General features: G+C 61.8%; 22 protein-coding genes, 1 tRNA gene, 2 pseudogenes and 1 riboswitch. Of the genes and pseudogenes, 15 read left to right on the forward strand and 10 right to left on the reverse strand.

All coding sequences use genetic code 11. The features are described 5' to 3' along the window. The first annotated feature begins 153 nt into the window (after positions 1-153). Positions 154-1,110 (forward strand): ABC transporter ATP-binding protein, encoded by a 957-nt coding sequence (locus QMG25_RS00165; protein WP_283456121.1) that lies wholly within the window; start codon positions 154-156, stop codon positions 1,108-1,110. Then, the gene (locus QMG25_RS00170) at positions 1,107-3,143 is read left to right on the forward strand and encodes a YhgE/Pip family protein (RefSeq protein ID WP_283456123.1); all 2,037 of its coding nucleotides are present in this window, start codon (positions 1,107-1,109) and stop codon (positions 3,141-3,143) included. The genes QMG25_RS00165 and QMG25_RS00170 overlap by 4 nt, the downstream gene beginning before the upstream one ends. A 12-nt stretch (positions 3,144-3,155) precedes the next feature. On the opposite strand, the gene QMG25_RS00175 is transcribed toward QMG25_RS00170, so the two are convergent. From QMG25_RS00175 to QMG25_RS20410, 4 genes are all read right to left on the reverse strand, one after another. Beyond that, positions 3,156-3,677: a SixA phosphatase family protein gene (locus QMG25_RS00175; RefSeq protein WP_283456125.1), complete on the reverse strand. Its 522-nt coding sequence runs from the start codon at positions 3,675-3,677 to the stop codon at positions 3,156-3,158. A gap of 135 nt (positions 3,678-3,812) precedes the next feature. Beyond that, complete coding sequence (locus QMG25_RS00180) at positions 3,813-4,655, reverse strand: winged helix-turn-helix domain-containing protein (protein ID WP_283456126.1); 843 nt, start codon at positions 4,653-4,655, stop codon at positions 3,813-3,815. A gap of 726 nt (positions 4,656-5,381) precedes the next feature. Next, positions 5,382-6,647, reverse strand: coding sequence for an MFS transporter (locus QMG25_RS00185; RefSeq protein ID WP_283457325.1), 1,266 nt, complete (start codon positions 6,645-6,647; stop codon positions 5,382-5,384). A 9-nt stretch (positions 6,648-6,656) separates the two neighbouring features. Beyond that, the gene (locus tag QMG25_RS20410; RefSeq protein WP_349307094.1) at positions 6,657-7,328 is read right to left on the reverse strand and encodes a MarR family winged helix-turn-helix transcriptional regulator; all 672 of its coding nucleotides are present in this window, start codon (positions 7,326-7,328) and stop codon (positions 6,657-6,659) included. Positions 7,329-7,531: 203 nt separating this feature from the next. Continuing rightward, positions 7,532-7,716: riboswitch (cyclic di-AMP (ydaO/yuaA leader) on the forward strand. 4 nt (positions 7,717-7,720) lie between these two features. Here QMG25_RS20410 and QMG25_RS00195 point away from each other — a divergent pair. Further along, positions 7,721-8,479: an aggregation-promoting factor C-terminal-like domain-containing protein gene (locus tag QMG25_RS00195; protein WP_283456128.1), complete on the forward strand. Its 759-nt coding sequence runs from the start codon at positions 7,721-7,723 to the stop codon at positions 8,477-8,479. A 35-nt stretch (positions 8,480-8,514) separates the two neighbouring features. Continuing rightward, on the forward strand, positions 8,515-9,366 hold the full coding sequence (locus QMG25_RS00200; protein WP_283456130.1) for a formylglycine-generating enzyme family protein: 852 nt from the start codon (positions 8,515-8,517) through the stop codon (positions 9,364-9,366). Between the two features lie 223 nt (positions 9,367-9,589). Here the strand turns inward: QMG25_RS00200 and upp are convergent, their stop codons facing one another. Next, positions 9,590-10,228 (reverse strand): uracil phosphoribosyltransferase, encoded by a 639-nt coding sequence (upp, locus tag QMG25_RS00205; RefSeq protein WP_283456132.1) that lies wholly within the window; start codon positions 10,226-10,228, stop codon positions 9,590-9,592. Positions 10,229-10,250: 22 nt separating this feature from the next. Between upp and tadA the strand changes: the two genes are divergently transcribed. Further along, positions 10,251-10,736, forward strand: coding sequence for a tRNA adenosine(34) deaminase TadA (gene tadA, locus QMG25_RS00210; protein ID WP_283456134.1), 486 nt, complete (start codon positions 10,251-10,253; stop codon positions 10,734-10,736). Here the strand turns inward: tadA and QMG25_RS00215 are convergent. Then, a complete protein-coding gene (locus QMG25_RS00215) occupies positions 10,733-11,827 on the reverse strand; it encodes a DNA glycosylase AlkZ-like family protein (protein WP_283456136.1) in 1,095 nt (364 codons plus the stop codon). The two genes, tadA and QMG25_RS00215, sit on opposite strands and share 4 nt — an antisense overlap. A gap of 218 nt (positions 11,828-12,045) precedes the next feature. Between QMG25_RS00215 and QMG25_RS00220 the strand changes: the two genes are divergently transcribed. Beyond that, positions 12,046-12,135 (forward strand) — tRNA-Ser (locus QMG25_RS00220). Between the two features lie 62 nt (positions 12,136-12,197). Here QMG25_RS00220 and QMG25_RS00225 read toward each other — a convergent pair. From QMG25_RS00225 to QMG25_RS00230, 3 genes and pseudogenes are all read right to left on the reverse strand, one after another. Then, positions 12,198-12,974: a tyrosine-type recombinase/integrase gene (locus QMG25_RS00225; RefSeq protein WP_349307104.1), complete on the reverse strand. Its 777-nt coding sequence runs from the start codon at positions 12,972-12,974 to the stop codon at positions 12,198-12,200. 264 nt (positions 12,975-13,238) lie between these two features. Then, a pseudogene (locus QMG25_RS20465) lies at positions 13,239-13,331 on the reverse strand (hypothetical protein); the annotation flags it as partial. Beyond that, positions 13,318-14,061, reverse strand: a complete 744-nt coding sequence (locus QMG25_RS00230; protein WP_283456139.1) for a helix-turn-helix domain-containing protein — start codon at positions 14,059-14,061, stop codon at positions 13,318-13,320. The gene QMG25_RS00230 and the pseudogene QMG25_RS20465, both read right to left, overlap by 14 nt. Positions 14,062-14,154: 93 nt before the next feature. Here QMG25_RS00230 and QMG25_RS00235 point away from each other — a divergent pair, with 93 nt between their 5' ends. The 9 genes from QMG25_RS00235 to QMG25_RS00275 all read left to right on the forward strand — a co-directional run bounded on the left by QMG25_RS00235 (position 14,155) and on the right by QMG25_RS00275 (position 22,557). After that, on the forward strand, positions 14,155-14,394 hold the full coding sequence (locus QMG25_RS00235; RefSeq protein ID WP_283456141.1) for a helix-turn-helix transcriptional regulator: 240 nt from the start codon (positions 14,155-14,157) through the stop codon (positions 14,392-14,394). A gap of 92 nt (positions 14,395-14,486) precedes the next feature. Then, positions 14,487-14,777 carry a hypothetical protein gene (locus QMG25_RS00240; protein WP_283456143.1) on the forward strand — a complete coding sequence of 97 codons (291 nt, stop codon included), beginning with the start codon at positions 14,487-14,489 and terminating at the stop codon, positions 14,775-14,777. A 173-nt stretch (positions 14,778-14,950) separates the two neighbouring features. Then, positions 14,951-16,315, forward strand: a complete 1,365-nt coding sequence (locus QMG25_RS00245) for an AAA family ATPase (protein WP_283456145.1) — start codon at positions 14,951-14,953, stop codon at positions 16,313-16,315. 300 nt (positions 16,316-16,615) lie between these two features. Next, positions 16,616-16,846, forward strand: a complete 231-nt coding sequence (locus QMG25_RS00250; protein WP_283456147.1) for a hypothetical protein — start codon at positions 16,616-16,618, stop codon at positions 16,844-16,846. Further along, a complete protein-coding gene (locus tag QMG25_RS00255) occupies positions 16,843-17,091 on the forward strand; it encodes a hypothetical protein (protein ID WP_283456148.1) in 249 nt (82 codons plus the stop codon). Before QMG25_RS00250 ends, QMG25_RS00255 begins: the two co-directional genes overlap by 4 nt. A 10-nt stretch (positions 17,092-17,101) precedes the next feature. Then, positions 17,102-17,602, forward strand: a complete 501-nt coding sequence (locus QMG25_RS00260; protein WP_283456150.1) for a hypothetical protein — start codon at positions 17,102-17,104, stop codon at positions 17,600-17,602. Between the two features lie 178 nt (positions 17,603-17,780). Continuing rightward, positions 17,781-18,599, forward strand: a complete 819-nt coding sequence (locus tag QMG25_RS00265; RefSeq protein WP_283456152.1) for a phage major capsid protein — start codon at positions 17,781-17,783, stop codon at positions 18,597-18,599. Between the two features lie 924 nt (positions 18,600-19,523). Next, positions 19,524-19,964: a bifunctional DNA primase/polymerase gene (locus QMG25_RS00270; protein WP_283456154.1), complete on the forward strand. Its 441-nt coding sequence runs from the start codon at positions 19,524-19,526 to the stop codon at positions 19,962-19,964. Positions 19,965-21,021: 1,057 nt separating this feature from the next. Further along, positions 21,022-22,557 carry a M20/M25/M40 family metallo-hydrolase gene (locus QMG25_RS00275; RefSeq protein ID WP_283456157.1) on the forward strand — a complete coding sequence of 512 codons (1,536 nt, stop codon included), beginning with the start codon at positions 21,022-21,024 and terminating at the stop codon, positions 22,555-22,557. A gap of 99 nt (positions 22,558-22,656) precedes the next feature. On the opposite strand, the pseudogene QMG25_RS00280 reads toward QMG25_RS00275, so the two are convergent. After that, a pseudogene (locus QMG25_RS00280) lies at positions 22,657-22,749 on the reverse strand (excalibur calcium-binding domain-containing protein); the annotation flags it as partial. Positions 22,750-22,755 lie beyond the last annotated feature (6 nt).

Below are 22,755 nucleotides of genomic sequence, written 5' to 3' on the forward strand. Positions count from 1 at the left end.
CCCAACGCCGACAACCATGCACGCCCCGACCCGCAGATTCTGTGCGAGGGCACGGTTCCCCTGGATGGTTGAGCGGAAGCGCTCATTTCTTGCATGGCATGTCCCGCACTGATACTTTAAGGCTGCTCACCCCCTGCCGAAGGAACACCTCCCATGCTCAGCACGAACCGGTTGCACATCGACGGCAGGCGGCACACGCTGCTCCCTGCCACCACCTTGGAGGCGAACCGGGCCGAGGTCCTCCTGGTTCAGGCCGACGGGCAGGAGCGGCGCACTGCGCTGGCCCTCGCCTTGACGGGCCGCATGAAGCCTTCCACCGGGACAGTGGTGCTCGGCCACAATGATTCCATGGCCTCCCTCCGCCGGAGCAGCGCGATTATTGATGCGCCCGATGTCAACGCTCCGGAATACCATTTAACCGTCAAGTCCCTAGCCTCGGAGGACCTGGCGCTGGTGCCGACCAAGTTCCGTGAACGGACCCGCCCCACGGAGTGGCTTGTCACGCACGGTTTCCGGGACATCCTGGACAACTGGATCGACGAACTTGCACCGGCCCGGCTCCTGCACCTCCAACTTGAGCTGGCGCTGGCTGACCGGGACGTCGACCTGCTCGTGGTGGACTCCCCGGACCGCCACACGGCCGACGTCGACGCTTGGCTTCCGCTGTTGGAGCAGGCCGCTGCAGGGGAATTGGGGCTCGGCCCCCATATCGCTGCAGGCTCCCAGCCCCGGCAGCTGCTGGTGGTGGGCGTGGTGGGACGGCTCCCGGATCGTTGGGAGGGCCCGGCCATTGTTGCCGGCAACGCGAACAGCGCAGACAGCGTGGAAGACAGCGGTGGGGTGGTGTCATCTGTTGCTGCGTCAGGGAGACGGGAGGCCGCCAGCGGCCGATCGTCGGAAACCAGCGAAGGCGGCACCACCCCACCGACCGAACCGGCCGCCCCCACCGACGAAGCGCCCCCCGGCGATCTGCCCGGCCCCGCCCCATCCGACCCCGCCCCAACCAGTACCGATCCATCCAGCCCCGATGTGTCCAGCACCAACCCATCCAGCACCAACCCATCCAGCACGGCAACGCTCGCCGATGAGGCCGCGGAGGAAAGCAAATGACAGTCTTCCGGTTGGCGTTGTCCGAACTCAAGCGAATGACGGGCGGGATCCTGCCCAAGCTCACCATCGTGGCCATGGTGATGGTCCCGCTGCTCTACGGGGCCGTGTATCTCTACGCCAACTGGGATCCCTACGGAAACCTCGACCAGCTCAAGGCCGCCGTGGTGGTTCAGGACCAGGGCGCCGTCACCAAGAACGGCGAGAAGCTGCAGGTTGGCGACGACGTTGCCAAGAACCTCATTGACGGCCACAAGTTTGATTGGGAGCGGGTGGACACGCCGGAGGAAGCCAACGCCGGGGTCAAGGCCGGGGAATTTGCTTTCGCTTTGACCATTCCCAAGGACTTTTCGGCCAATCTGGCCTCCCCGGAGAACTTTGACGCGGCCACGCAAGCGATGATGAGCGTGACCACCAACGACGCCAACAACTACCTGCTGACCTCCATCGTGGACAAGGTTGCCACGCAGGTGCATGCTTCGGTGGCACAGCAGGTGGGCGAGCAAACAGCCAATTCGCTGCTGACCGGCTATGGCACCATCCACGCCCAGCTGGTGAAGGCGGCCGACGGCGCGCAACAGTTGGCGGACGGCGCCACCGCCCTTGACAAGGGGGTGGGGACGTTGCAGTCGGGAACCGACGAACTGGTCAAGGGGTCCGATTCCCTGGTCGCCGGACAGCAGCAGCTGGTGACGGGGGCCAAGGCGCTGCAGTCCGGCGCTGCCGCCCTGGACAAGGGCCTGGACCAGTTGGAGACTCAAACCGCCACCCTGCCGGCGGACACCAAGACACTCTCCGATGGTGCAGCCGCCGTGGCCGCAGGCAATGCTGCCTTGAACACCAAGGTCCAGGAAGCGATCGGCACGGCCGGGAAGTTGGACGATGCGGCCACAGGGGCCATTGACGGCCAGCTCGACGCGCTGGTTGCCGACAAGGTTCTCACTACCGAGCAGGCGGCGGAAATCCGTTCTGCACTGGAATCGGCCACCAGCAGTGCGGCCGTCACGGACGTGAAGGACCAGCTCGCCACCGATGCCGCCGACATTCAAAAATTGGCCGACGGTTCAGCGGCGGTCGCGGCCGGAGCCGCCAAGCTGGCAAGCGCGACGCCGGCCCTCACCGCGGCGATTTCGCAGGCCCACGCCGGGGCCGGGGAACTGTACGACGGGGCGGCAACGCTGGCCACAGGGCAGGAGAGCGCCTTGAACGGAGCCACGCAGCTGGCCGGCGGAGCCGCGAAGCTCAACACCGGCACCGGCGACCTGAAGGACGGCTCAGGCAAGCTATCGGCAGGCTCCACCGAACTGTCCACCCAGTTGAGCAAGGGGGCAGGGCAGGTTCCGGATCCCAATGACAAGGAGAAGGAAAACGCGGCCGGGGTCATTGCCGACCCCATCCGGGTTGAGTCGATTTCGCAGGCCCAGGCAGCGAACTATGGTTCGGGCCTGGCCCCGTTCTTCCTGGTTCTTGCCCTGTGGATTGGCGCGTTCATGCTGGTCCAGGTCATGCGCCCGCTCACGGTCCGGGCGCTGGCCTCCAATGCCCCGGCGTGGAAGATTGCCATTGGCGGTTGGCTGCCCTTTGCCACCGTGGCCACCGTCCAGGCGTTGCTGCTGTACGCGGTAGTGAAGTTTGGGTTGGGCCTGGAGCCGAGCCATCCATGGCTGACACTGGGGTTGCTGTTGTTGGCGTCCCTGGCGTTTACCGCGTTGATTCAGGGCATTGTCGCGTTGTTGGGCACCCCCGGAAAGTTTGTGGTGCTGATCCTGCTGGTGCTCCAGCTGGTCTCTTCAGGTGGAACGTTCCCCTGGCAGACCATTCCGGAACCGCTGCACATCATGCATCAGGTGCTGCCCATGGGCCACGTGGTGGAAGGCATGCGACACCTCATCTACGGAGCGGATCTGGCGCCGCTGGTGCCCATTGTGTTGGGTTTGCTGGGCTACATGGTGCTGGGCTTCCTGCTCGCCTGGGCTGCCGTGGCCACGAAGAAGACGTGGACGCTCAAGACGCTGATGCCCGAAATCGAAGCGTAGCCGCGTTGCAAACTAGCGCGGCACCACAAAGTTCGTCAGCTGGGCGTCCTGTCCGTCAAGGGTTGCCCAGTCCCCGCTGTGTTCAAAGACGGCAAAGGCGCTGGTGGGGAAACCGGAGGCCAAGTCCATGTAGGCGTCCTGGTCCGAATCCCTGGCGGCCAGGTGCAACGCCAAGGACTGGACCCCGGGCATGTGGCTGATGACCATCAGCGTGTTGACGGTCTCGGGGACGTGGTTCACCACCGACAGCATCGAAGTGGCACCGGCTGCGTAAAGCGCGCTCTCCAGCTTCGGAGTGGGCGCCTTCTCGCCCAGCTGCTGGCACACCCAGGTGCAGGTCTGCCTGGTGCGCAGCGCCGAGGAGCACAGGATGAAATCAGGCACCGTGTTGTTTTCCACGAGCCATTTGCCGGCCAGCGGTGCTTCGTTGTGTCCGCGCTGGGCCAACGGCCTGTCATGGTCGTCCACGCCCAGCGGGAAGGCCGCCTTGGCATGGCGCATCAGAATCAGCCGCTTGATGTGGTGTTCGCTCATTCCCACAGTTTAGTTGAGCCGTGCTCGAGTTGAACCAGGCGTCAGTGGAACCACCGTTAAAGCAGTACGACGGCGGAGCACCCACCCGCCAGGTGAGCTGTCCGCCGTCGTGCTTGCCGAGCTGGGGCGTGGGGATCAGATGGAGTATTCGGGTGCCGCCCAGACAACCACTTCGGGGTGCTCGTAGAAGCGGTAACCCTCGCCGCGGACGGTGCGCACGGTGTTGGCCAGGCGGCCCAGCTTCGAGCGCAGGCGGCGGATGTGGACGTCGATGGTGCGTTCGTTGGGGACCTCGTCGGCGTTGGACCACAGGCCTTCGAGGAGTTCGTCGCGGCCCACGGTGCGGGTGCCGTTTTCGACAAGGTAGTTCAACAGCTCGAATTCCTTGAACGTCAGGTTCAGCGTGTCCCCGTCGAGGTGGACTTCGCGGCGGGCCAGATCGATCAGCACGCCGGAGGGGCGTTGCTCGGCCACCGGAATCCGCACCGCTTCGTGACGCTGGCGCGCTGCCACGGTGGGGTCGCCGAACGTTGAGCGGACCACGTCCAGGGGTGTGCCAACAGCGTCCGACGGCGCAATCGCCACCGCGGCGTAGCTCTGGGCCTGCGGGACAAGGGTTTGGGCGTAGGCACGGATGTCCTGGGCCAGCTTGGCCAGCGAGGTGCCGGCTGCCGCTGCGGTGTCTTCGTCGACGCCAACATAGAGGACAAAGCCGCGGGCGAGATTGTCGGGGCTGACGCCGCGCAGTTTCTCGGCACCGCCGGCAATCACTGGGGTGGGTGCTGTCATTGGATTGCTGTCGCTTCCCGGGTAGGCGCGCAGCCGGTCGGCGGCGCTGGATGATTCGGGGCGGAAGCTGGAATAGCCGGGCTGCTCGGTTGAAACGGGGCCTGCCAGCGAACCGGTCCCTGTGCTGCGGGCGACGGCCTTGGCGGCGTTGCGTACGGAAATGTGGACGTATCCAGATGCTACTGACATTGAACTACCTAGGTGTATGGCCGTACTCAACGGCGCGAATGCTTCCATTGGTTCTGCACTCCAGAACCTTTGCTGCCCTGTGCCAGGGCCGGCCCAGAGGCCAAAACTGGTGCGTGCCTGTCCCGCGTTGCGTGGGTGCTGGCGGTGCGTGGCTACCAGGGTTGTTAGTTAGGCCTGCATTCGACAACCACAAAGAAACCGTCCGGTCGCTCCGAGACGGAGCGGTGCTGCGGCTGCAGAGTTCACTGAGTGGTTGTTCACATGGGCTAGTTTGCTACGTAACAAAGCGAACTTGCAAGTAACAAAGGCCCAAAGCGTCCAGCATGTGGGATTCTGCGCTAATTTGTGACCAACGTCGCGTTGTTGCATTGCTCTCGTTTTGCGGGCAAATGACGGCTTGTGTCAAATATAATCAATAATGACACGGCTATTACCGACATTAATTTGATCAAATACGCGTTTCGAGCAAAAATATTCATCTCGTGCCAATGCACGCTTGAGCTTCCTTGGGCAACTCATGGAGGGAACCCAGAGAATTGCCAGTTTTTCACGCTAGGTAAACAGGAGTTTACCAATCGTCGACTTCCCGGGGTGGCTGGCCGGGCTTGTCTGCTGCCGCAACCGAGCTGCCCATGGCTCGAGGCATCGAGCGGCCGAAGAGTCCAGGCGTCGAGAGAACTGAGAGTGGAGCGGCCGAGGGGCGTGGCGACTGCGGCGGGACTGCCCTTAGGCTCCGGAGCGATGCGGGACCAACACCCGCCAGGACGGCCGCAGGCCCCTGAACTGGTCGCGCAGCCTGACGTTGTTGCGTCGGTTCATCAGCAGCAAGGCTGCCAGGCCGGCCAGGATGGCCACCACGGCTCCCATGCCCAGGGACCAGCGGGCGCCGAATTCAGTGGCGATCCATCCCACCAGCGGAGCGCCGATGGGAGTGCCGCCCTGCAAGACCACCATGTAAACAGCGAGCACCCGGCCACGCATCGCCGCATCGGTATTCAGTTGCACCGTGGTGTTGCATGCGTTCATGAACGTCAACGAGGCGACCCCCACGGGCACGAGGGCCAGTGCGTACAGGACATAGCTGGGCATGAAGGCTGCGATTGCCACTGTTACGCCGAACGCGAGCGCCCCGCCGACGATGTACAGCATGCGCATGTTCTTGCGCCGCGCAGCCATGAGGGCTGCGGCCAGTGTTCCAACGGCCATGACCGAGCCCAGCAGCCCGTACTCCCCCGGACCCAAATGGAACACGGTCGTGGCCATGAGTGCGTTGGTAATCTGGAAATTCATGCCGAAGGTGCCCACCAGGAATACAAGGACCATGATCATCATCAGGTCCGGGCGCTGGCGGATGTACGCCAGCCCCTCGCGGATCTGCCCCTTGGCGCGCGGCACCCGAACGGCAGGGAACAGTTCCTTGGTGCGCATCCTCCACAGCGAGAAGATCACGGCCGCAAAGCTTGCAGCGTTGATCAGGAAAGCCGGGCCGGTCCCCACCATCGCAATGACGAGCCCCGCCACGCCCGGGCCGGCCAGGCGGGCCAGGTTGAAGGAGGCACTGTTGAGGGCGACGGCGTTGGGCACGTCTTCCTTCGAAACCACTTCAGAGACAAAGGCCTGCCGCGACGGCGCATCAAAGGCACTGGCAACACCGAGCAGGAGCGCCAACGCATACACGTGCCACAGTTGTACAGACCCCGTGACGACCAGGATTCCCAACAAAAGCGCACAAAACCCCATGGCGGTCTGCGTGATGAGCAACAGCTTGCGCTTGTTGACCCTGTCCCCGAGCAGTCCCGCGTAGGGGCCAAGGAACACGATGGGCAAAAATTGCAGGCCGGTGGTAATGCCGGCGGCGGTCCCCGAGTTGTGGGTCAGGACAGTAAGCACCAACCAGTCCTGGGCCACCCGCTGCATCCACGTGCCGATGTTGGAAACCAGCGCTCCTGTCACCCAGAGCCTGTAGTTGAATACCTTGAGGGCGCGAAACATTGAATTCACTTAGGCGCTCATCTCCTGCAGGATCAAGGCCGCCTCGTGGAGCGTGGCACGTTCTTGCGGCGTGAGTGCAGCCACCTGCCGGGCCAGCCACGCAGTCCGCTTGGACCGGGCGCGCAGGAGGGCGGTGGAGCCGGACTCCGTGATGCTCACCAGCACCTGTCGCTTGTCCTGCGGGTTCTCCCCGCGCCCCACCAGCCCTGAGGCAGCCAAGGCGTTGACGATCCGCGTCATGGAAGGGGCCTGGATCTGTTCCCTGGCGGCCAATTGGCCCACTGTCCGGGGACCTTCCAAGATGGCCGCCAGCACTGAATACTGCCCTGGGCTGATGTCCGTGGACGCCGCTTCGGCCCGCAACCGGCGCGAGGTGCGCATCACTGCCACCCGCAGTTCGGCGGCCAGGGGTCCGGCGCCAATGGACCTGCCGGCCCTGCCCGCCCTGCCAAGCAGCCCGGCAGACTTCCCCACCTCTAGCGCAGGCTCTTCTGTTGCAGGCTCCACCGGCGCAGGCTCCACCGGCGCAGGCTCCACCGGCGCAGGCTCCACCGGCGCAGGCTCCACCGGCGCGGGCTCCACCGGCGCGGGCTCCACCGGCGCGGGCTCCACCGTTGCAGGGTCCACCAGCGTGGGCGACCCGGTGTCCGGCGTCGTGCGTTGCAGGGAAGTGTCAGTCATCGAGGGTCAGCTGCCTAGGAAGTATGTTTTGTGTGCACCGGGTTTTCACTTTATATCGTTAGCATTGCTAAGTAAATGTTGTTTTGCTCACCCTGCTACAAAGCTCGTTACCAAAATGTGACACAAGGTCTCGTTTCCGTTACGCTGGCAAACGTGCCTGCTGAGCCACCAACGGTTCATGGCACAGATGGACGGTTCGCCGAGCTCTGCCGCCGCCCATTTCCCTCCATTCCCGTGGCAGAGACGGGGGAACCAATCTTTGCGGGCCTCCACTTGGAAGCCCTTGGGGTTAAGCCAACGCAGCACTTTAGGCCATTTTGCCTGCGCCGCGTAGCCGGATTCTCTAGTCCGTTCCCGACAGCTCACCTCGCAGGCGTAGAGAGGCCACACCCATGTCTGCATCACCCCAACGCGGCCGTCGCCGTGCCGAAAACGTCAGCCGCCCGTCACTTTTTGCGCTCTCCGCAGCCGGCAAGGGGACAAGGGCAGCGGGCAGGTCAAGTGTCACCACCACCGCCAAATGCATGGCGGCCGTGGCCGTTGTCGGGGCGCTCGTGGCCGCCGGTGCAGTGACCCAATCAGAGGAAACCACCGCTTCGGCGCAGAATGGCGCCAACCTGCTGGCAGCTCCGGGACACGCTTCGGCACCTGCCGTTTCGGCTCCGCTTGATGCACCCATCACTTTCCCGGGCGCGGACGTCAGCTCGAAGCCGTCCGCCGCCCCCACCTCCGCAGCTGCAAAGGCCCAGGCTGCCAAGGTAGAGCCCATCGCCGCCCCCAGCGAAGCGCCCAGTGCAGCGCCCAGCAAGGCTCCCGCACCCGCTGCTGCCCCCGTCGTGGTGGACGACCCCGCCGCCGCCCAAGCCTTTGCCTCCGCGGAACTGGCCACCCGTGGCTGGGGTGCAGGCGAGATGAGCTGCCTGACCCAGCTGTGGAACCGCGAATCGGAATGGCTCACCTCCGCCGAAAACCCCAACGGCGGCGCTTACGGCATTGCCCAGTCCCTGCCTGCAGAAAAAATGGCAAGCGTCGCCGGCGACTGGAAGACCAACTACGAAACCCAGATCATCTGGGGACTGGGCTACATCGAGGAGCGCTACGGTTCCCCTTGCGCCGCCTGGGGCCACTCAAACGCCGTCAACTGGTACTAAAGTTCCCGGCCGTGCAGCACGTGTCGAGGTGGCGCGTGTCGAACAATCCTGACCCCGTCTTGCTGCCTGGCGACCTTCCTTCGTTGAACGCCATTGCCGGCGGCACCATCGAGCTGCGCGACGCCCGCAGCGCTTCCACTCGCACCGTCGGATTGCTGCCTTTCGAGCTGGGCCGGACCGCAGTCACCTCCGCGCAATGGCTTGCCGTGCAGCGGCTGGCCACGGAGCGGCTGGCACTGGAGCACCAGACCCCGCAGCACGACGTCGAGCGTGGCAAAACCGTGCCGATCAACCCCGTCACATGGTTCGAGGCTGTCCGCTGGTGCAACGCCGCTTCAACATTGGCCGGTGCAGCACCGGCGTATCAAATCAGCGGCCGCAACGTTGCATGGCATCCAGGCAGCGACGGCTTTCGGCTGCCCACCGAAGCAGAATGGGAGTGGGCTGCCCGTGCGGGAACCTCCACCCCCAGATACGGGGAGCTGGCGGACATCGCCTGGACGGCAGCCGATCACGTGGCAGGTCCGCAACCCGTGGGAGGAAAAGCGGCCAACAGCTTCGGTTTGTTCGACATGATCGGGAACGTGTGGGAATGGTGCTGGGATTATGCCGACACGGCCCGCTACGGGGACTACAGAAGCTTGCGCGGTGCCGGCTGGGACGATCCCTCGTGGAGCGCCCGGGCCTCAGTGCGCCGTGGCAGCGCCCCGGACGCGATCCTGGAAGACGTGGGATTCAGGGTGGCCCGCGGAGCCGTTGCTGCCCCGGGTTCCACCACCACACAGGGCTGGTCCGCCGACGCCGACAGACAGCGGGCAGCCATCAAGGGGCCGTTGCCCATCGGGTGGACGCCGCTGCGATCCCTGCTTGAACGCTCCGGCGACTGACACCGGCCTTCCTTCGCGCGTCGACGGGCGCGCGACGACGGGGCCACCGTGCGCACGGGCCCACGCCTGAGCCCGTGCGCGCCGAGAACGGGGTATCCAAACACCGTTTTCGCCGAAGACGGGGCTACCTCGCCAACTGGCCGAAAAGATACGCCGTCGCCGCCAGTTGGCCCCGTCGTCAGCGTCGGCGCAACTACAAGCGACGTCAGCGCCCCGGAAAGGCTCAGTCGACCACTCCGTACAGGCGGTCGCCGGCATCGCCGAGTCCCGGCACAATGTACGCGTTCTCATCCAAGCCCTCGTCAATGGCGGCCAGCACCACGTGCACGTTGTCGCGTCCGCCGTGGGCTGCCTCCAGCTTCGCGAGGCCTTCCGGCGCTGCCAGCAGGCAGATGCAGGTGATGTCCGCTGCCCCGCGGTCAAACAGGAACTTGAAGGCCTCGATCAGCGTGCCTCCGGTGGCCAGCATGGGGTCGAGGACATAAACCTGCCGGCCGGTCAGGTCCTCGGGCAGGCGCTCGGCGTAGGTGATCGCCTCAAGCGTTTCCTCGTTGCGGGCCATGCCCAGAAAGCCCACTTCAGCCGTGGGCAGCAAGCGGGTCATGCCCTCGAGCATGCCCAGGCCGGCGCGCAGGATCGGCACCACCAGCGGTGTGGGCTTGACCAGTCCGGTGCCAACTGTGGAGGTCACGGGGGTTTCAATGTTGACGGGCTCCACCCGCACTTCCCGGGTCGCCTCGTACGCCAGCAGGGTCACCAATTCCTCGGTGAGCTGGCGAAACACCGGCGACGGGGTGTCTTTGTCCCGCAGGACAGTCAATTTGTGGGCAATCAGCGGATGATCCGCAACCAGTACGCGCATGAATAAAAGCTACCATTGAGCCGTGCCCACCACAGCTAGTCCCGCCGTCCCAATATCAGCCTCCCACCATGAGTGGATGGGCCTTGCCCTGGCTCAGGCGCGGCTTGCCCTGCGGACCGAGGACGTGCCCATTGGCGCCGTCGTCCTCGGGCCCGACGGCGCGATCCTGGGTGTGGGGCGCAACGAGCGTGAGGCGCATGGGGACCCCACGGCCCACGCGGAAGTGGTGGCGATCCGCGAAGCAGCGGCGAATTTGGGCTCCTGGCGCTTGGCGGATTGCACCTTGGTGGTCACGTTGGAGCCGTGCACCATGTGTGCCGGGGCGATTGTGCTGGCGAGGGTGCCGCGCGTCGTTTTTGGGGCGTGGGATGAGAAGGCAGGGGCGGCGGGATCAGTCTTTGACGTGCTGCGCGAACGTCGGCTAAATCACTGGGTCGAGGTGTTTCCGGGCGTCCGCGAGGACGAGTGCGCGGCATTGCTGCGGGACTTTTTTGGTGGCCACCGCTAACTGCCGGCCTGGTTGAGCGCGTCAATCCGCTTTTGCCCGCTCGAGGGCGAATCGAGGCTGAAGGAGCGGAAGTCGCCCAGGTCTTCGCCAATGAAAGCCTCGACCTCCCGGATACGCTGCTTCACCGCCTCCGTGGGGGCGCCAAAGAGCCAATGGGCAATGCGCTCCTGCCCGGGATCGTACTGCCACAGGCCGATGATCCGCCCGCGATCCACAATGGGATGGTCCGGCAGGTCGGCTTGGAGGACATATTTCGTGCTGAGCTGCAAGTTCTCGCGGTCCGCCTGTGCAAAGTGGTCGCTTGCGTTGCGCCGCAGCAAAAACAACGAGTCCGAACCGGCGAGGAGCTGGATTTGTTCTTCCTGCGGAGTCTCGAAATCGCCCGCCGCGTCCACATCCGCTGGCAGCATCCACAGCCCGGGGGCATCCTCGGCCTCGACTCCCGCAGTCCCGTCTTCCCCCGGCCCGATTCCCTCGATCCGGACTTCCACGGCGTGGACGGCTGCGAGCGCAGCCTTTGTCTGGGCCACGGTGAAGGAAGTGAACCACTGCGTTTGCTTGAGCGTGGTGCCGCCGGTCCAGCTCAAATGGTTTTCCATCAGCTGGGCCCGCGCCTGCTCCGGCGACTCCGTGGCAGCTGGCAGCCCCCAGGCGGTGTAGGCATACCGCTGCTGGTCGAACCTGCCGTTGACGGAGACTCTGCGGATTCGGCCGTCGGCCTGCAGCAGTCCCAGCACTGTGGGCAGCGTGGTTGAGGCGCCCTTCTCCTTGCCCTCCTCCCCCAGCCTGCACACTGCGGGGCCCAACTGGTCCTTGAGTTGCCGGGGGTCCCGGGTGCCATTGGCTCCGGCATCCTGGAGCAGCTGCAATGTTTGGGATTCAAGGGCGTGGATTTCTTCGCGGGACACCCCGAGCTTGTCGAGTATCTTGGCGGTTGATTCTGCAGCTCCCTGGCCAAGCGTGAGTGCCCAAGCGAAGTCCCTCGCTCCCAGCACGTAGGTGCAGCCGCGCGCCGTCGGAAGTTCGTGGATGTCCAAGGCTGCCACGGCGGCGTCGGCTTCGTGCCTGCGAATCCCGGCCCTGGCGAACAATGTCAGGTACGGATTGTCACCGCCAATGGAGCGCGCCCATCCGGCCTTTCCCAGTACTGTCGCGGATCACTGCCCGCCAATGAGCCGTCCAAGCCTTGTTTGTGCCAGCTCCATGCACGCTGCGTTGCACTGTCCATGTACCCATTGTGCACCGAGTCCATGATCACCCACAGGCTCATTTTTGCTGTGGGGCCTTGAGCCGGTAAGGTTGACGCGTTGGTGACGTGTCCGAGCGGCCGAAGGTGCAACACTCGAAATGTTGTTTAGGTGAGAGCCTAACGTGGGTTCAAATCCCACCGTCACCGCCAGTTTACAAGACCCCTGCTTCCCTTTGTTTACAAGGGAAGCAGGGGTTTTGTTTTGTCATGAATTAGACGTTTGGGCACCGTTTGGGCACATCTGATTGTGAGACTGCCTTATCCAGAGCTACCGCCACGGCGTCCAGGTCCCCGTCAAACAGGTCTGCATAGATGTCCAGAGTCATGGCCGCGCTGCTGTGCCCAAGCATTCTCTGCACGGCCTTGACGTTGGCCCCGGCACTGACAGCTAGGCTTGCCGCCGTGTGGCGGAGATCGTGAGGTGTGATCCTTGGGATACCTGAACGCTTCACCGCACCAGCGAACCAACTCTGATTGTCTTCATGGATTCTGGCACTGCGGAGGTATTGCCCATCCACGCCGGGGAACACAATATCGTCCCGGTGCTTACCCTCGCACGCCGCCGCCAGTGGCTCTGTCAGGAACGCAGGGAACGGAACAGATCGCTTCTTGTGGCTCTTGGGAGTGCCCACCTCAATTTTGCTGCCGACCTCAACAGCGTTTACCTCAACATTGATCCGTCGTTTGAGCATGTTCAGGTGCTTCACCTGGAGGGCGACGGCTTCACCCCAGCGCAGACCGCAGTAGGCCAGTACCAAGATAAGCGTCTCGTATTTCGATTCTGCCGCGAGCAAATGCACCTGCTCGTGTGAGAGGTACACGTGAGGCTTCTTGACCTTTCTAGGCAGGTTCACGCCCCTCGCAGGGTTGATTAAGACACGCCTGTCATCCACGGCACCGTCAAGGATGGACGCCAGCACCCCATAGGCCCGGACAACCGTTGTTGCACCCTTGGGCGGGCGCACTGGCTTCGCTTCAGCGTCCCCCACTGTCAGGCCTGAAACCCATTCTTGGATCTCAGTTTTCCGCACTTCAGACACAGCCGTGGAACCCCAAGCAGGCGCAACATGTACGCGCCAGGCAATCTCAAGGGGCCGATAAGACGACGGTTTCAAATGGGTCTGCCGTTTCAGCCAGGCAGGTCCCAATGATCCGATAGTGACCCTCGCCGCGCCGGGGTCAATGTATTCACCTTTAGCCTTGGATACCTCAACAGAAGCCAGGAACAGTTCAGCGTCCCGCTTTGTCCTGAACCCGCGCTTCTTGGTCTGCTTCCTGTCCGGCTTCCGATAGCGGACCTGATACCGCTTACCACCGGCAGTTTCGTAGGCTTCAACTGTCGCCATTGCTCTTTCGCTTCGCCAGAACTTCCTTGATAAATGGTGCCGCAAGTCCAGAGTCGACAATCCCGGCCAGTTCAGTTTTTATTCGGTCATAGAACTTTGCCATGTCGCTCCACCCGCCCTCTGGATATGCGCGAACGCGAAAACTGCCCACGTCGGCCTTGCCTGTATGAACCCACAGCGAAACCCACTCCCCCGGGTCAAGGTCCGATACGGTTTTGCTTACACCGGCAATGAATTCTCTTGTTGTGTACACCTCCCCGCTAGGGCGTATGCGATCCAAGAATCCTTGCCCCTGCTCAGCTGCATACTTACGATACGCCTGCCGTCCGCGCTCCATGTCGGTGGCATCCTCGTCAATTACCAAAGCATTAGACCGCTCATGGGGCAGCGCTTGCCACCCGTCGCCCCACGCCCATATATCTGCCGCCGTGGTCCCTTCCGGCATGGCCGTGACCTCATCGCTATAGTCTTCGTCGCCGATGTAGTGCGGCAGGAGCAGGGCGCTTGGGTTTACGCCCAAGGCAATAGCCAAAGCCATCAGGTCATCAACATCAATGCGCCGCCCCCCCTCTTCCATGCGCCGGATTGCTAAGGGTGAGATAGTCCTGCCGCGCTCAGTCACGCTGCGCGAGAGATCTGCATAGTTCAGCCCACGGTCAACTCTCACCCGTTTCATGTTCTCGGCGACGGTGCGCCCAGTCGGTCCTAGTTCCATCTTCTGTCCAGCCATTGCACCAGTCTGACATACAAAGGATGAAGGTGCACCTGCCATTGTTGACTACGACCCATTCATGTGATTATTATGAACCTAGACATTCAAAAGATGAAGGTCAAGTTACTAAAGATGGAGATCATGATGGACGCGAACAAGGCTTTGAAGCCAGCAACAGTGGCGGAGTGGCTCGACACCACTGTTGGCGCATTAGCACAGATGCGATACATGGGGCAGGGTCCCAAGTTCGTCAAGATTGGCGGGCGCTCGGTCCGCTACATGGAGGCCGACGTGCTGTCGTGGATCGAAGCACAGACCCGTCAGCAGACCGGCGAACAGGTGACCGCATGAGCTTCAGACCCGCCACCAAAGAAAAAGGCCGTGACGCCTCGCCAAAGTCCGTCACGACCGAAGAAACAAACACCTACCAAGGAGTAGTTCCTATGCAACACCCTACCAAGCCCAGCGAGATCCTGCCCGGTAGCATCCCTCCCGGATTCGTGCCGTCAGACCAAGTGTGTGATCTCTACACGGGCAAGGGCATGAAAGGTGATAGGTGGATCATCGCGGCTGAATGGGTCCGCACCACCAACGAGTTCACTCTCACCTTCTGGACCACTGACGATGACCCCATGACAGCCTCCGAGACTCGCAAGTACTCACACGCGCTGCTGGAAATGTCCTCCTACATCACCACCATGGAGAACGTCATGGCTAAGCGGACGGTGGTCTAAACAGTGACTGCCGGCTGCATTGCGACTACCTGCGACTGCCACAACTCCACCGACTGGCTGTGCACCACGTGCCGCGCCGCCGCACGTCCTGCTCTGTGGGAAGAAATCCGAAAAGAACTAGTGACCACAATCAGTTTCCTCGACGTAATCAAGGCCAGAGAAAGGAGCGCACTATGACGGACGACTACGCCCAGCCACCAGAAGAGCACTGGAAAGCAAAGGAAGCAGAAGACGACAAGCACGGCAGAGCGATCCTCAAGCCGCGCAAGCTTTCCGACATCAAGGCACCGCCCCCCACTCAGTGGCTCGCCAAGGGCTGGATACCCTATTCGGAGATTACGGTGTTGGTTGGTGAGGAAGGTCTTGGAAAATCCCTTGCTTGGGTCCGGTGGGCTGCTGCGATCACGTCAGGCCGTGCAGATGCTTCTGTAAGTCTGCCAGCCCGTAAGCCCCGCGATGTTGTTGTTATCGTCACGGAGGACAACCCCGGCGAAGTCAAGGCGCGGCTTACGCTGGCCGGTGCCGACCTGAACCATATCTACTTGTTTTCAAGCGAAGCTGACGGCACAGGAAACCCGGTGTTCGGTAACGCGATGAACGGCGATATGGCCACGCTGGACGCCTACCTTGAGGAAGGGGCCATAGACGCGGCACTGGTTGTTGTGGATGCCTGGGTAGACACCGTAGCGGGCTCCCTGACGCTCAAGGACTCCCAGCAGGCCCGCCAAGCCATGCACCCGTGGAAGATGTTGGCACAGCGCCACAGGCTCGCCGTCATCCTCATGACCCACACCAACAGAATGTCCACGGCCAGCACGCGTGACCTTATGGGCTCAACAGCGGTCCTCAGGCAGAAGGCCCGCATGGTGTTGTTCGCTGCACGGTCACCTGACGATAAGGAATCAGGAGGTGAGTTCGTATGGATCGGCCCGGACAAGTCCAACGTGACAGGCAAGGCCAATGCTGTGAAGTACCGACTCAAGATTGAGAATGTCCGCGAAGCCTCAGACGACGACCCGGGGACAACTGCCTGCCTTGCCAACTACACCAGGGCGCACACCAACATAAGCAACCTGATTGCCGAATGGAAAGAGCAGCAAGACCAAGCCTTGCGGCCCAAGTCGAAGCAGGAGCAGGCACAAGAAGCCGTCACCGCCTACATGGAAGACCATCCAGACGGTTGTTCTGTGGACGATCTCAAGGATCATCTAGAGGCTGAGGGCTTCGGAAAGACAGCATCCGAGAAAGCCCGAAGCGCGCTCGGCACTTCAATCCGTGACGGCTTCGGCGGCGGCTTCACCTTCCGGCTCAACAACGGCTCCAACCTCCCTAGTCAAGATCCCATATATCAGGAGGTTAGGGACATTAGGACGGTTAGGGAGATTGAGCCTGAATGTGCCGTCAATGTTCCTAATCTCCCTAATCCTCCTACCTCCCTAACTAATGGAGACCCCTTAGGAACATTGGAGCTCTGCATCGCCTGCGGCGATCCCCTGCATGAGCATGAACACGATCGCCACCAGGGATGTGCAGCATGAAAGCCGCCCGAAATTATCACCGCCCCCCAATGGCGGTTTTTTTATCCCCGAAAACAGAAGGAGCCTAACAATGCGCCACCAAATGACCAACACAGCACCGGACGCCGTAGCCGTCAGAGCTTGGCCCAACCGGACCTATCCCGGCTTTTACGTAATCGAAGTCAAATGTCCACACTGCCCCAAGAACCACACCCACGGATGGGAAGGGCCAGGAGATCCCGGCGGGCACCGAGCATCACACTGTGACGCGATAGGCGGTTACAACATCACCATTCCCGACGGATTCAAGGCGGACGCACCATGACGACCGAAGCACCGCGAACGTTCACAGCAGCCCCCGGACACTGGCACCACAACAAGCGCACCGCCAAAGTCATCCCCGCTATCCTCAATACCCCTGACGGCGACCAAATCCCCGGCGTGCACATCTTCCATGCGGGTGCGTGGATCGTCACCACCGAAGCGAACGCCGTTCAAATAGCCGATGACATCTTGAATGTCATTGAATCAAGAGACAGGAATGCAGCATGAGTAACACACCACTTGCAGCCGCCGGCATGGACGCCCTGGTTATGGAGCGTGCCGCACGCAAGGCAGCCGAGCGGGCACGAGTGAAAGCACAGGCCGAAGCGAAGGCAGCCAACGAGCTGGCCGAGCTGTGGGAACTGCGCTGCAAAGACACCGGGCGTTCCCTGAAATGGTTCAAAGCCGAGTGGAAGCGGTACAAGGAAATTCACGAGCAAGCCCAGATCAACAACAACATCTACGCAGACTAGGAAAATGAAAATGAACACCAAAGCCAATACCAGCACCGAGACCACCACCACCGCCCCCGAGGCACCCGATACGACCGTGACGCCGCCCGTGCCGACCCCGCCAGCCCCTGCCGAGGTAGTAGAGCCCGCAGAGGCTCCCGAGGCCCCAGAAGGCAAGGCAGGCAAGACAGCCAACGAAGCAGCCAGGTACCGCCGCCAGCTCCGCGACACCGAAGCCGAACGCGACACCCTCACCAGTTCCGTGGACACCCTGCGTAAGCAGATCGTCGCCGGGAACATGCCACCGGGCAGCAGCGCCGGGGCAGAGCTTCTATGGACTTCAGGGGCCAACCCCGCTGACTTCTTTGACGAAGCCGGTGCACTGGACCCTGACAAGCTCACCGTGGCAGTCAAGGAAGCACACCAGCGCCTCGGGCTGCACTTCGGACTTTCCCCGGTCCACGGCTCCGGCACAGGCCACTATGCGGGCACTGACGGCCCCACATGGAGTGACGCACTGAAACGCAAATAGCGCACCAACTGGGCAGAATGCTCAACAAACGGCCCCTGGACTGGTAGAATTGCCCTAGTGGTAAGACTGCCGGCCAGGGGCCGCACTTATGACTAGACGCCCCAGGACGGGCACCCGGTAGAGGCTGGACCTCCCGAAAAAGCACACTCGCACTAAATACCCGTCCTTGGAGGACACAATGACCTTTCTTGAAGCTGCCGCAACCGGCATCCTGCCCCCCGAATACTCCACCCTCATTACCGGCCCCGTCGCCGCCCTTGCACTCCCGTTTGATCCCTCCCTCGCTACCGTCGTCACGACCGGCAGCGCATCATTCAGCGTCCCCGTCCTCAAGAAGGACGCCGGTGCCGCTTGGGTCGCAGAAGGTGGAGAGATCACCCCGGATGACCCGACGCTGGACGAGCTGACCATCACCCCGTCAAAGGTTGCAGGCCTGACCATCGTCTCCCGCGAACTCGCCGACGATTCCAGCCCCGACGCACAGAAAATGGTTGGTGACGGCCTCGCCCGCTCCATCATTACCCAGATCAACACCGCATGGTTGGGTAACGCCGCCGCCCCGGCACAGAAGGGCCTCGGCTCCCTCGCTGCCACCACCACCGCCGTCACGGGAACACTCACCAACCTGGACGTGTTCGCAGAAGCAATCTCAGCAGCAGAAGTGGCCGGGTTCAACCTCACCGGGTTTGTAGTCCACCCCTCCGACGCCCTGGCCATTGCCAAACTCAAGGACACCGGCACCTCAAACAAGGCCCTGCTGGACAACCCCCGCGAGATCCTCGGACGCCCCGTGTTCGTCAGTGACAAGGCCACCGCCAAGACCATCTGGGGACTCGACGCAGTGCAGACCCTTACCATCCTGCGGGAAGACGTGCAGCTCGCCGTCAGTAACCAGAGCCACTTCACTTCTGACAGAATCGCCATTAGAGCATCCATGCGTGTTGGGTTCGGCTTCCCTCAGCCCAAGTCAACCGTCAAGATCACCATCACGGCATAGCCAAGCAGCACACCACAAGGCCCCGCATCTTCCAAGGTGCGGGGCCTTACCCATTACCAACGACAGGACAGCAGTGCCACGCAAGCCAGACAGCCCATGGAACCGCGACAGAATCAAAGCAATCAGAGCAGCACAACAACATCAAACACACTGCAAAGACTGTTCAGTGCCGCTCAACTTCGACCGTGGAACGCTCCCCAACACAGCCACCACACGGCGCGACGGCGAACACTACACAGTGATCTGTCAACGCTGCCACGACAAGCAACCAACACAAGGCAACGCACCAACGACAGCAACGACAGCAACGACAGCAACGAGGCACGAAGCACCAACCAAGTTCACCGGATAACATCCAGGGGCCTTAACCCTTCCCCTCCCCGCTGCCCCGTACCCCATGCATAGCGAGGGTTTTCACTCTCGGGGCTCAAATTCCACAGGCTGCGGTTTTTTCCACACGTCCGCAATGGTTGGTGGCCCGTTCTAAGGGCTCGCAAGGGCTGTAAGTTCATAGATGACACCCAGGGGAGCAGCCCCCTCCCTGCGCCTACGTCAGGCACTCCACTAGCGACAGGGCTTGTCCCCCCCCGAGGTGCGGCAGTATTGGGCTTGGGGCTGTTTCAGGCGGCGTTAGGGGCCTGTTTGGCGCTGTTTGGGTGTTTCATGGAGCATATTTGACCCCGGAAATGGTGGAGGGCAGCCTCAGTTTTGCCCTTGCCATGCATCCGTAAAGCGCGGTCAAGTTCCTTGTATTCATTGGTTTTATCGCGTACAAAACGGTAGAATGGGAGCATGGAAACAAGGGCTTGCGGGTACTGCGGAGGGGCTATGAACCTGCCGCGACGTGGTGCAAAGTTCTGCACACCCAAATGTGGGACGTATTTCCGCCGCCAAGCGAACAAGCCGCCAGCACTTCCCGCCGCGATGATGGAGCTTAGGCGATGGGTTCGACGGGCACCGGACAAGCGGCCCCTGACTGTTACCGGGCGTGCTGCCAGCTCTACCAATCCGCGCACATGGTCAAGCTTCGATGAAGCCCAGGCATCCACCGCAGGGGCAGGGCTCGGCTTTGTTCTCCGTGGTGACGGCATAGGCGTCATTGATCTTGACCATGCGATTGTTGACGGAGTGATTCTGCCGTGGGCTGCCGAGGTTCTGGCCGCTAATCCTGGGACGTTCACGGAGGTTTCACAGTCCGGTGAAGGGCTCCACGTCTGGGGCTTGCTGGCACCAACGAAGGGCCGAGTTATCCGCGACGGCCGGAACATTGAAATCTATTCAACAGGCCGGTACGTGGCGCTTGGAACAGCGCTGCCGGGGACGAGCATGGAACTGTTGCCGCTGAACATCGCCCAGTTGACATAAACGTACATCTAACCGTAACGTTACGGTTATGAGTACAGATGCTAAGTGTCCAATCTGCTTGGGGCCGATCACTGCCGAGAATCCCGGCGTCAAAATGCGCTTTGCCGAAAAGCGGACTACACCGAAGCATAAATTCAAGCACTATCGGGGCGAAGTACTTGCATGCAATGACTGCGCCACGACTGGCCGCGCCGGAATGGGCGGCAAAGACAACTTGTTCATGGTCTCATCGCCAGAGTTCACAGAGGGCTGGGAGCCGCACGAGTGTGCACATTGTGGTGTTCCTCTGCTTGTGGCCGCAGATAAGCGGCGTAAGGCCCCTTACTGCTCGACCCGGTGTCGGGTTGCCGCCCTCCGCAAAGCGCAGAAAGCCGTACATGTAGCCGTAACGCATGAGTGCATGGGTTGCGGGTCCGCCATGGAAGGCAGGGCTGACCGCAAATTCTGTAGCCCAGCATGTAAACAGAAAGCGTACAGGAGCCGTAACGCTGCTATCCGTAGCTACTTCAGTTCAGATCAGGAGATGCACGACTCAATGGCCATGGCATTAGCCAGTGATAAAGAATTTGAAGCGGCGATCGACGCCGCCAAACTTGACGGGGATGTTTCGCGGGGGAATATCCTCCGCCATCTGGGCACATAATGGGCACATTTGATCCTGAAACAGCCTGTTTTCAATGACTGTCAGTGATGAATATTTGCCTAGAATCCGGTAAATTGCCGCCACTGCTGGGCACATAAAAGGCTTCAAATCCCACCGTCACCGCCAATTGAAAACCCCCGGTTCCCTTTTATTGCAAGGGAACCGGGGGTTTCGTTTTGACCGGAATCGTACCAGTGCCCAGCGGTGAAAAAATTGCTCCCGCGCCTGGCAGCAAGGCGCGTGCAGCGTAAAAGATTCCAATAACACATCCCCTTGCGATCCCTCGGCAATTAGGCTGTGAAACACGCTCCCATTTATAACAATTGCATAACGACCCTATCGCAGTCGCCCTCTTTGCGGAACGCTCTACCGTGTGCAGTAATCCCCGCTTGGGGCTAGAGCGAAGGAGAAATCATGCAAGGAAGAGCAATGCTGGCAGCCGGGGCGGTCGTCGCGGCCATGCTGGTTCCAGTATCGGCCGCGTCAGCCGTGGATGACGTCAACACCAACAAATTGCGCAAGGCCGTCACGGTGGGCAACATCCTGACCCACGAGCGCGTCCTGCAGCGAATTGCAAACAACAACGACGGAACACGGGCCTCGGGAACGCCCGGATTCGAGGCCTCGGCCGACTACGTCAAGAAGAAGTTGAAGAAGGCGGGCTACAAGGTCTCCGAGCAGAAGTTCGAGTTCCCGTTTTACCAGGAAGTCAGCCCGGCGACGCTTGCACAAGTCTCGCCCACACCCACTCCCTACGAGGTGGCCACCTTGGATTACTCGGGCAGCGGAGACGTGACAGGCGCACTGGTTCCCACCACCAACCTGGTCATTCCGGCCACCGAAACTCCCAGTTCCGCTTCGGGCTGCGCAGTTGCGGACTTCGTCCCGGCCTCGGCAACTGAACCAGAGGTTGCGCTAATTCAGCGTGGCACGTGCGCCTTTGCCGACAAAGTTGCCAACGCTGTTGCGGCCGGGTATGACGCCGCGGTGATTTTCAATGAGGGCAACCCCGGTCGCACCGAGCTTCTCACCGGCGTCACGCTTGGAGATCCGGCAGCCATCCCCGTCGTCGGCATCAGCTACGACGATGGAGTCGCACTGTACCAGGCCACCCAGTCCGGTCCTGTGAGCGTCGCTGTCAGCACTGACACCATTACTGAAATGCGCACCACCAAAAACATCATCGCTGACTCCCCCAAAGGCAATCGCAACAAGACAGTGGTGGTGGGGGCACACCTTGATTCCGTGCTTGCCGGCGCAGGGATCAACGACAACGGCAGCGGAACGAGCGTGATCCTTGAGACCGCCATTCAGATGCAGAAGTTGAAGATCAAGCCGCGCCAGCAGGTGCGGTTCGCGTTCTGGGGAGCTGAAGAGTCGGGGCTGTTGGGATCCACGCACTATGTGGACAGTCTCAGCAATCCCAAGCTGTCCAAGATCTACGCGAACTTGAACTTCGACATGGTCGGTTCCCCCAACTACGTCCGATTCGTCTACGACGGAGACGGCTCGGATGACCCGAATGGCTTGGCAGGTCCTCCCGGGTCCGCCCAGATCGAATCGATCTTCGAAAACTACTTCGCAGGTCAAGGGCTCGCCAGCTCGCCAACGTCCTTCGACGGTCGCTCCGACTATGGTCCGTTCATCGCTGCAGGCATTCCCGCAGGCGGGCTGTTCAGCGGAGCAGAGGGAATCAAGACCGAAGCGGAGGCAGCCGTCTATGGCGGAACCGCGGGTGCTCCGTATGACTCGTGCTATCACCAGGCCTGTGACGATATGAACAATCTAAGCACCGCGGCATTGTTCGAGCTCGGCGACGCAACGGCTCACGCCGTAATGACGCTGGCGATGACCAAGTCCGGGTTCTTCGAAGACGGCAGCAGGATGGCTCCACGTCCGCAGATTTCCGTGGACGACTTCCCCTACTCGGGCAGCAGCCTCGTTCGATAGGTTATTGGTTCGGATCCGGCCCGCTGCACTTGTAGCGGGCCGGAACTTTTTTGCGTCTTTCCTCGGCTTGCAGTGCCGACAAACCCAAGCTCGTACGTCTTACTCGCAGGCGTCGCCGTCCTTGTCACGGTCCAGACCGCCTCGGTATCCGGGCTGGTCCACATACAGCGGTGACTCACCGGCGGCTCTTGCCGCAGC

It is taken from the genome of Arthrobacter sp. H35-D1, assembly GCF_030063185.1.
Classification (GTDB): domain Bacteria; phylum Actinomycetota; class Actinomycetes; order Actinomycetales; family Micrococcaceae; genus Specibacter.

Bases quoted from the DNA above. Each gene is read 5' to 3' on its own strand.
- QMG25_RS00165 (WP_283456121.1), top strand. From the start codon at position 154: ATGCTCAGCACGAACCGGTTGCACATCGACGGCAGGCGGCACACGCTG.
- QMG25_RS00170 (WP_283456123.1), top strand. From the start codon at position 1,107: ATGACAGTCTTCCGGTTGGCGTTGTCCGAACTCAAGCGAATGACGGGC.
- QMG25_RS00175 (WP_283456125.1), bottom strand. From the start codon at position 3,677: ATGAGCGAACACCACATCAAGCGGCTGATTCTGATGCGCCATGCCAAG.
- QMG25_RS00180 (WP_283456126.1), bottom strand. From the start codon at position 4,655: ATGTCAGTAGCATCTGGATACGTCCACATTTCCGTACGCAACGCCGCC.
- QMG25_RS00185 (WP_283457325.1), bottom strand. From the start codon at position 6,647: ATGTTTCGCGCCCTCAAGGTATTCAACTACAGGCTCTGGGTGACAGGA.
- QMG25_RS20410 (WP_349307094.1), bottom strand. From the start codon at position 7,328: ATGACTGACACTTCCCTGCAACGCACGACGCCGGACACCGGGTCGCCC.
- QMG25_RS00195 (WP_283456128.1), top strand. From the start codon at position 7,721: ATGTCTGCATCACCCCAACGCGGCCGTCGCCGTGCCGAAAACGTCAGC.
- upp (WP_283456132.1), bottom strand. From the start codon at position 10,228: ATGCGCGTACTGGTTGCGGATCATCCGCTGATTGCCCACAAATTGACT.
- QMG25_RS00230 (WP_283456139.1), bottom strand. From the start codon at position 14,061: ATGGCTGGACAGAAGATGGAACTAGGACCGACTGGGCGCACCGTCGCC.
- QMG25_RS00235 (WP_283456141.1), top strand. From the start codon at position 14,155: ATGAAGGTCAAGTTACTAAAGATGGAGATCATGATGGACGCGAACAAG.
- QMG25_RS00240 (WP_283456143.1), top strand. From the start codon at position 14,487: ATGCAACACCCTACCAAGCCCAGCGAGATCCTGCCCGGTAGCATCCCT.
- QMG25_RS00245 (WP_283456145.1), top strand. From the start codon at position 14,951: ATGACGGACGACTACGCCCAGCCACCAGAAGAGCACTGGAAAGCAAAG.
- QMG25_RS00250 (WP_283456147.1), top strand. From the start codon at position 16,616: ATGACGACCGAAGCACCGCGAACGTTCACAGCAGCCCCCGGACACTGG.
- QMG25_RS00255 (WP_283456148.1), top strand. From the start codon at position 16,843: ATGAGTAACACACCACTTGCAGCCGCCGGCATGGACGCCCTGGTTATG.
- QMG25_RS00260 (WP_283456150.1), top strand. From the start codon at position 17,102: ATGAACACCAAAGCCAATACCAGCACCGAGACCACCACCACCGCCCCC.
- QMG25_RS00265 (WP_283456152.1), top strand. From the start codon at position 17,781: ATGACCTTTCTTGAAGCTGCCGCAACCGGCATCCTGCCCCCCGAATAC.
- QMG25_RS00270 (WP_283456154.1), top strand. From the start codon at position 19,524: ATGATGGAGCTTAGGCGATGGGTTCGACGGGCACCGGACAAGCGGCCC.
- QMG25_RS00275 (WP_283456157.1), top strand. From the start codon at position 21,022: ATGCAAGGAAGAGCAATGCTGGCAGCCGGGGCGGTCGTCGCGGCCATG.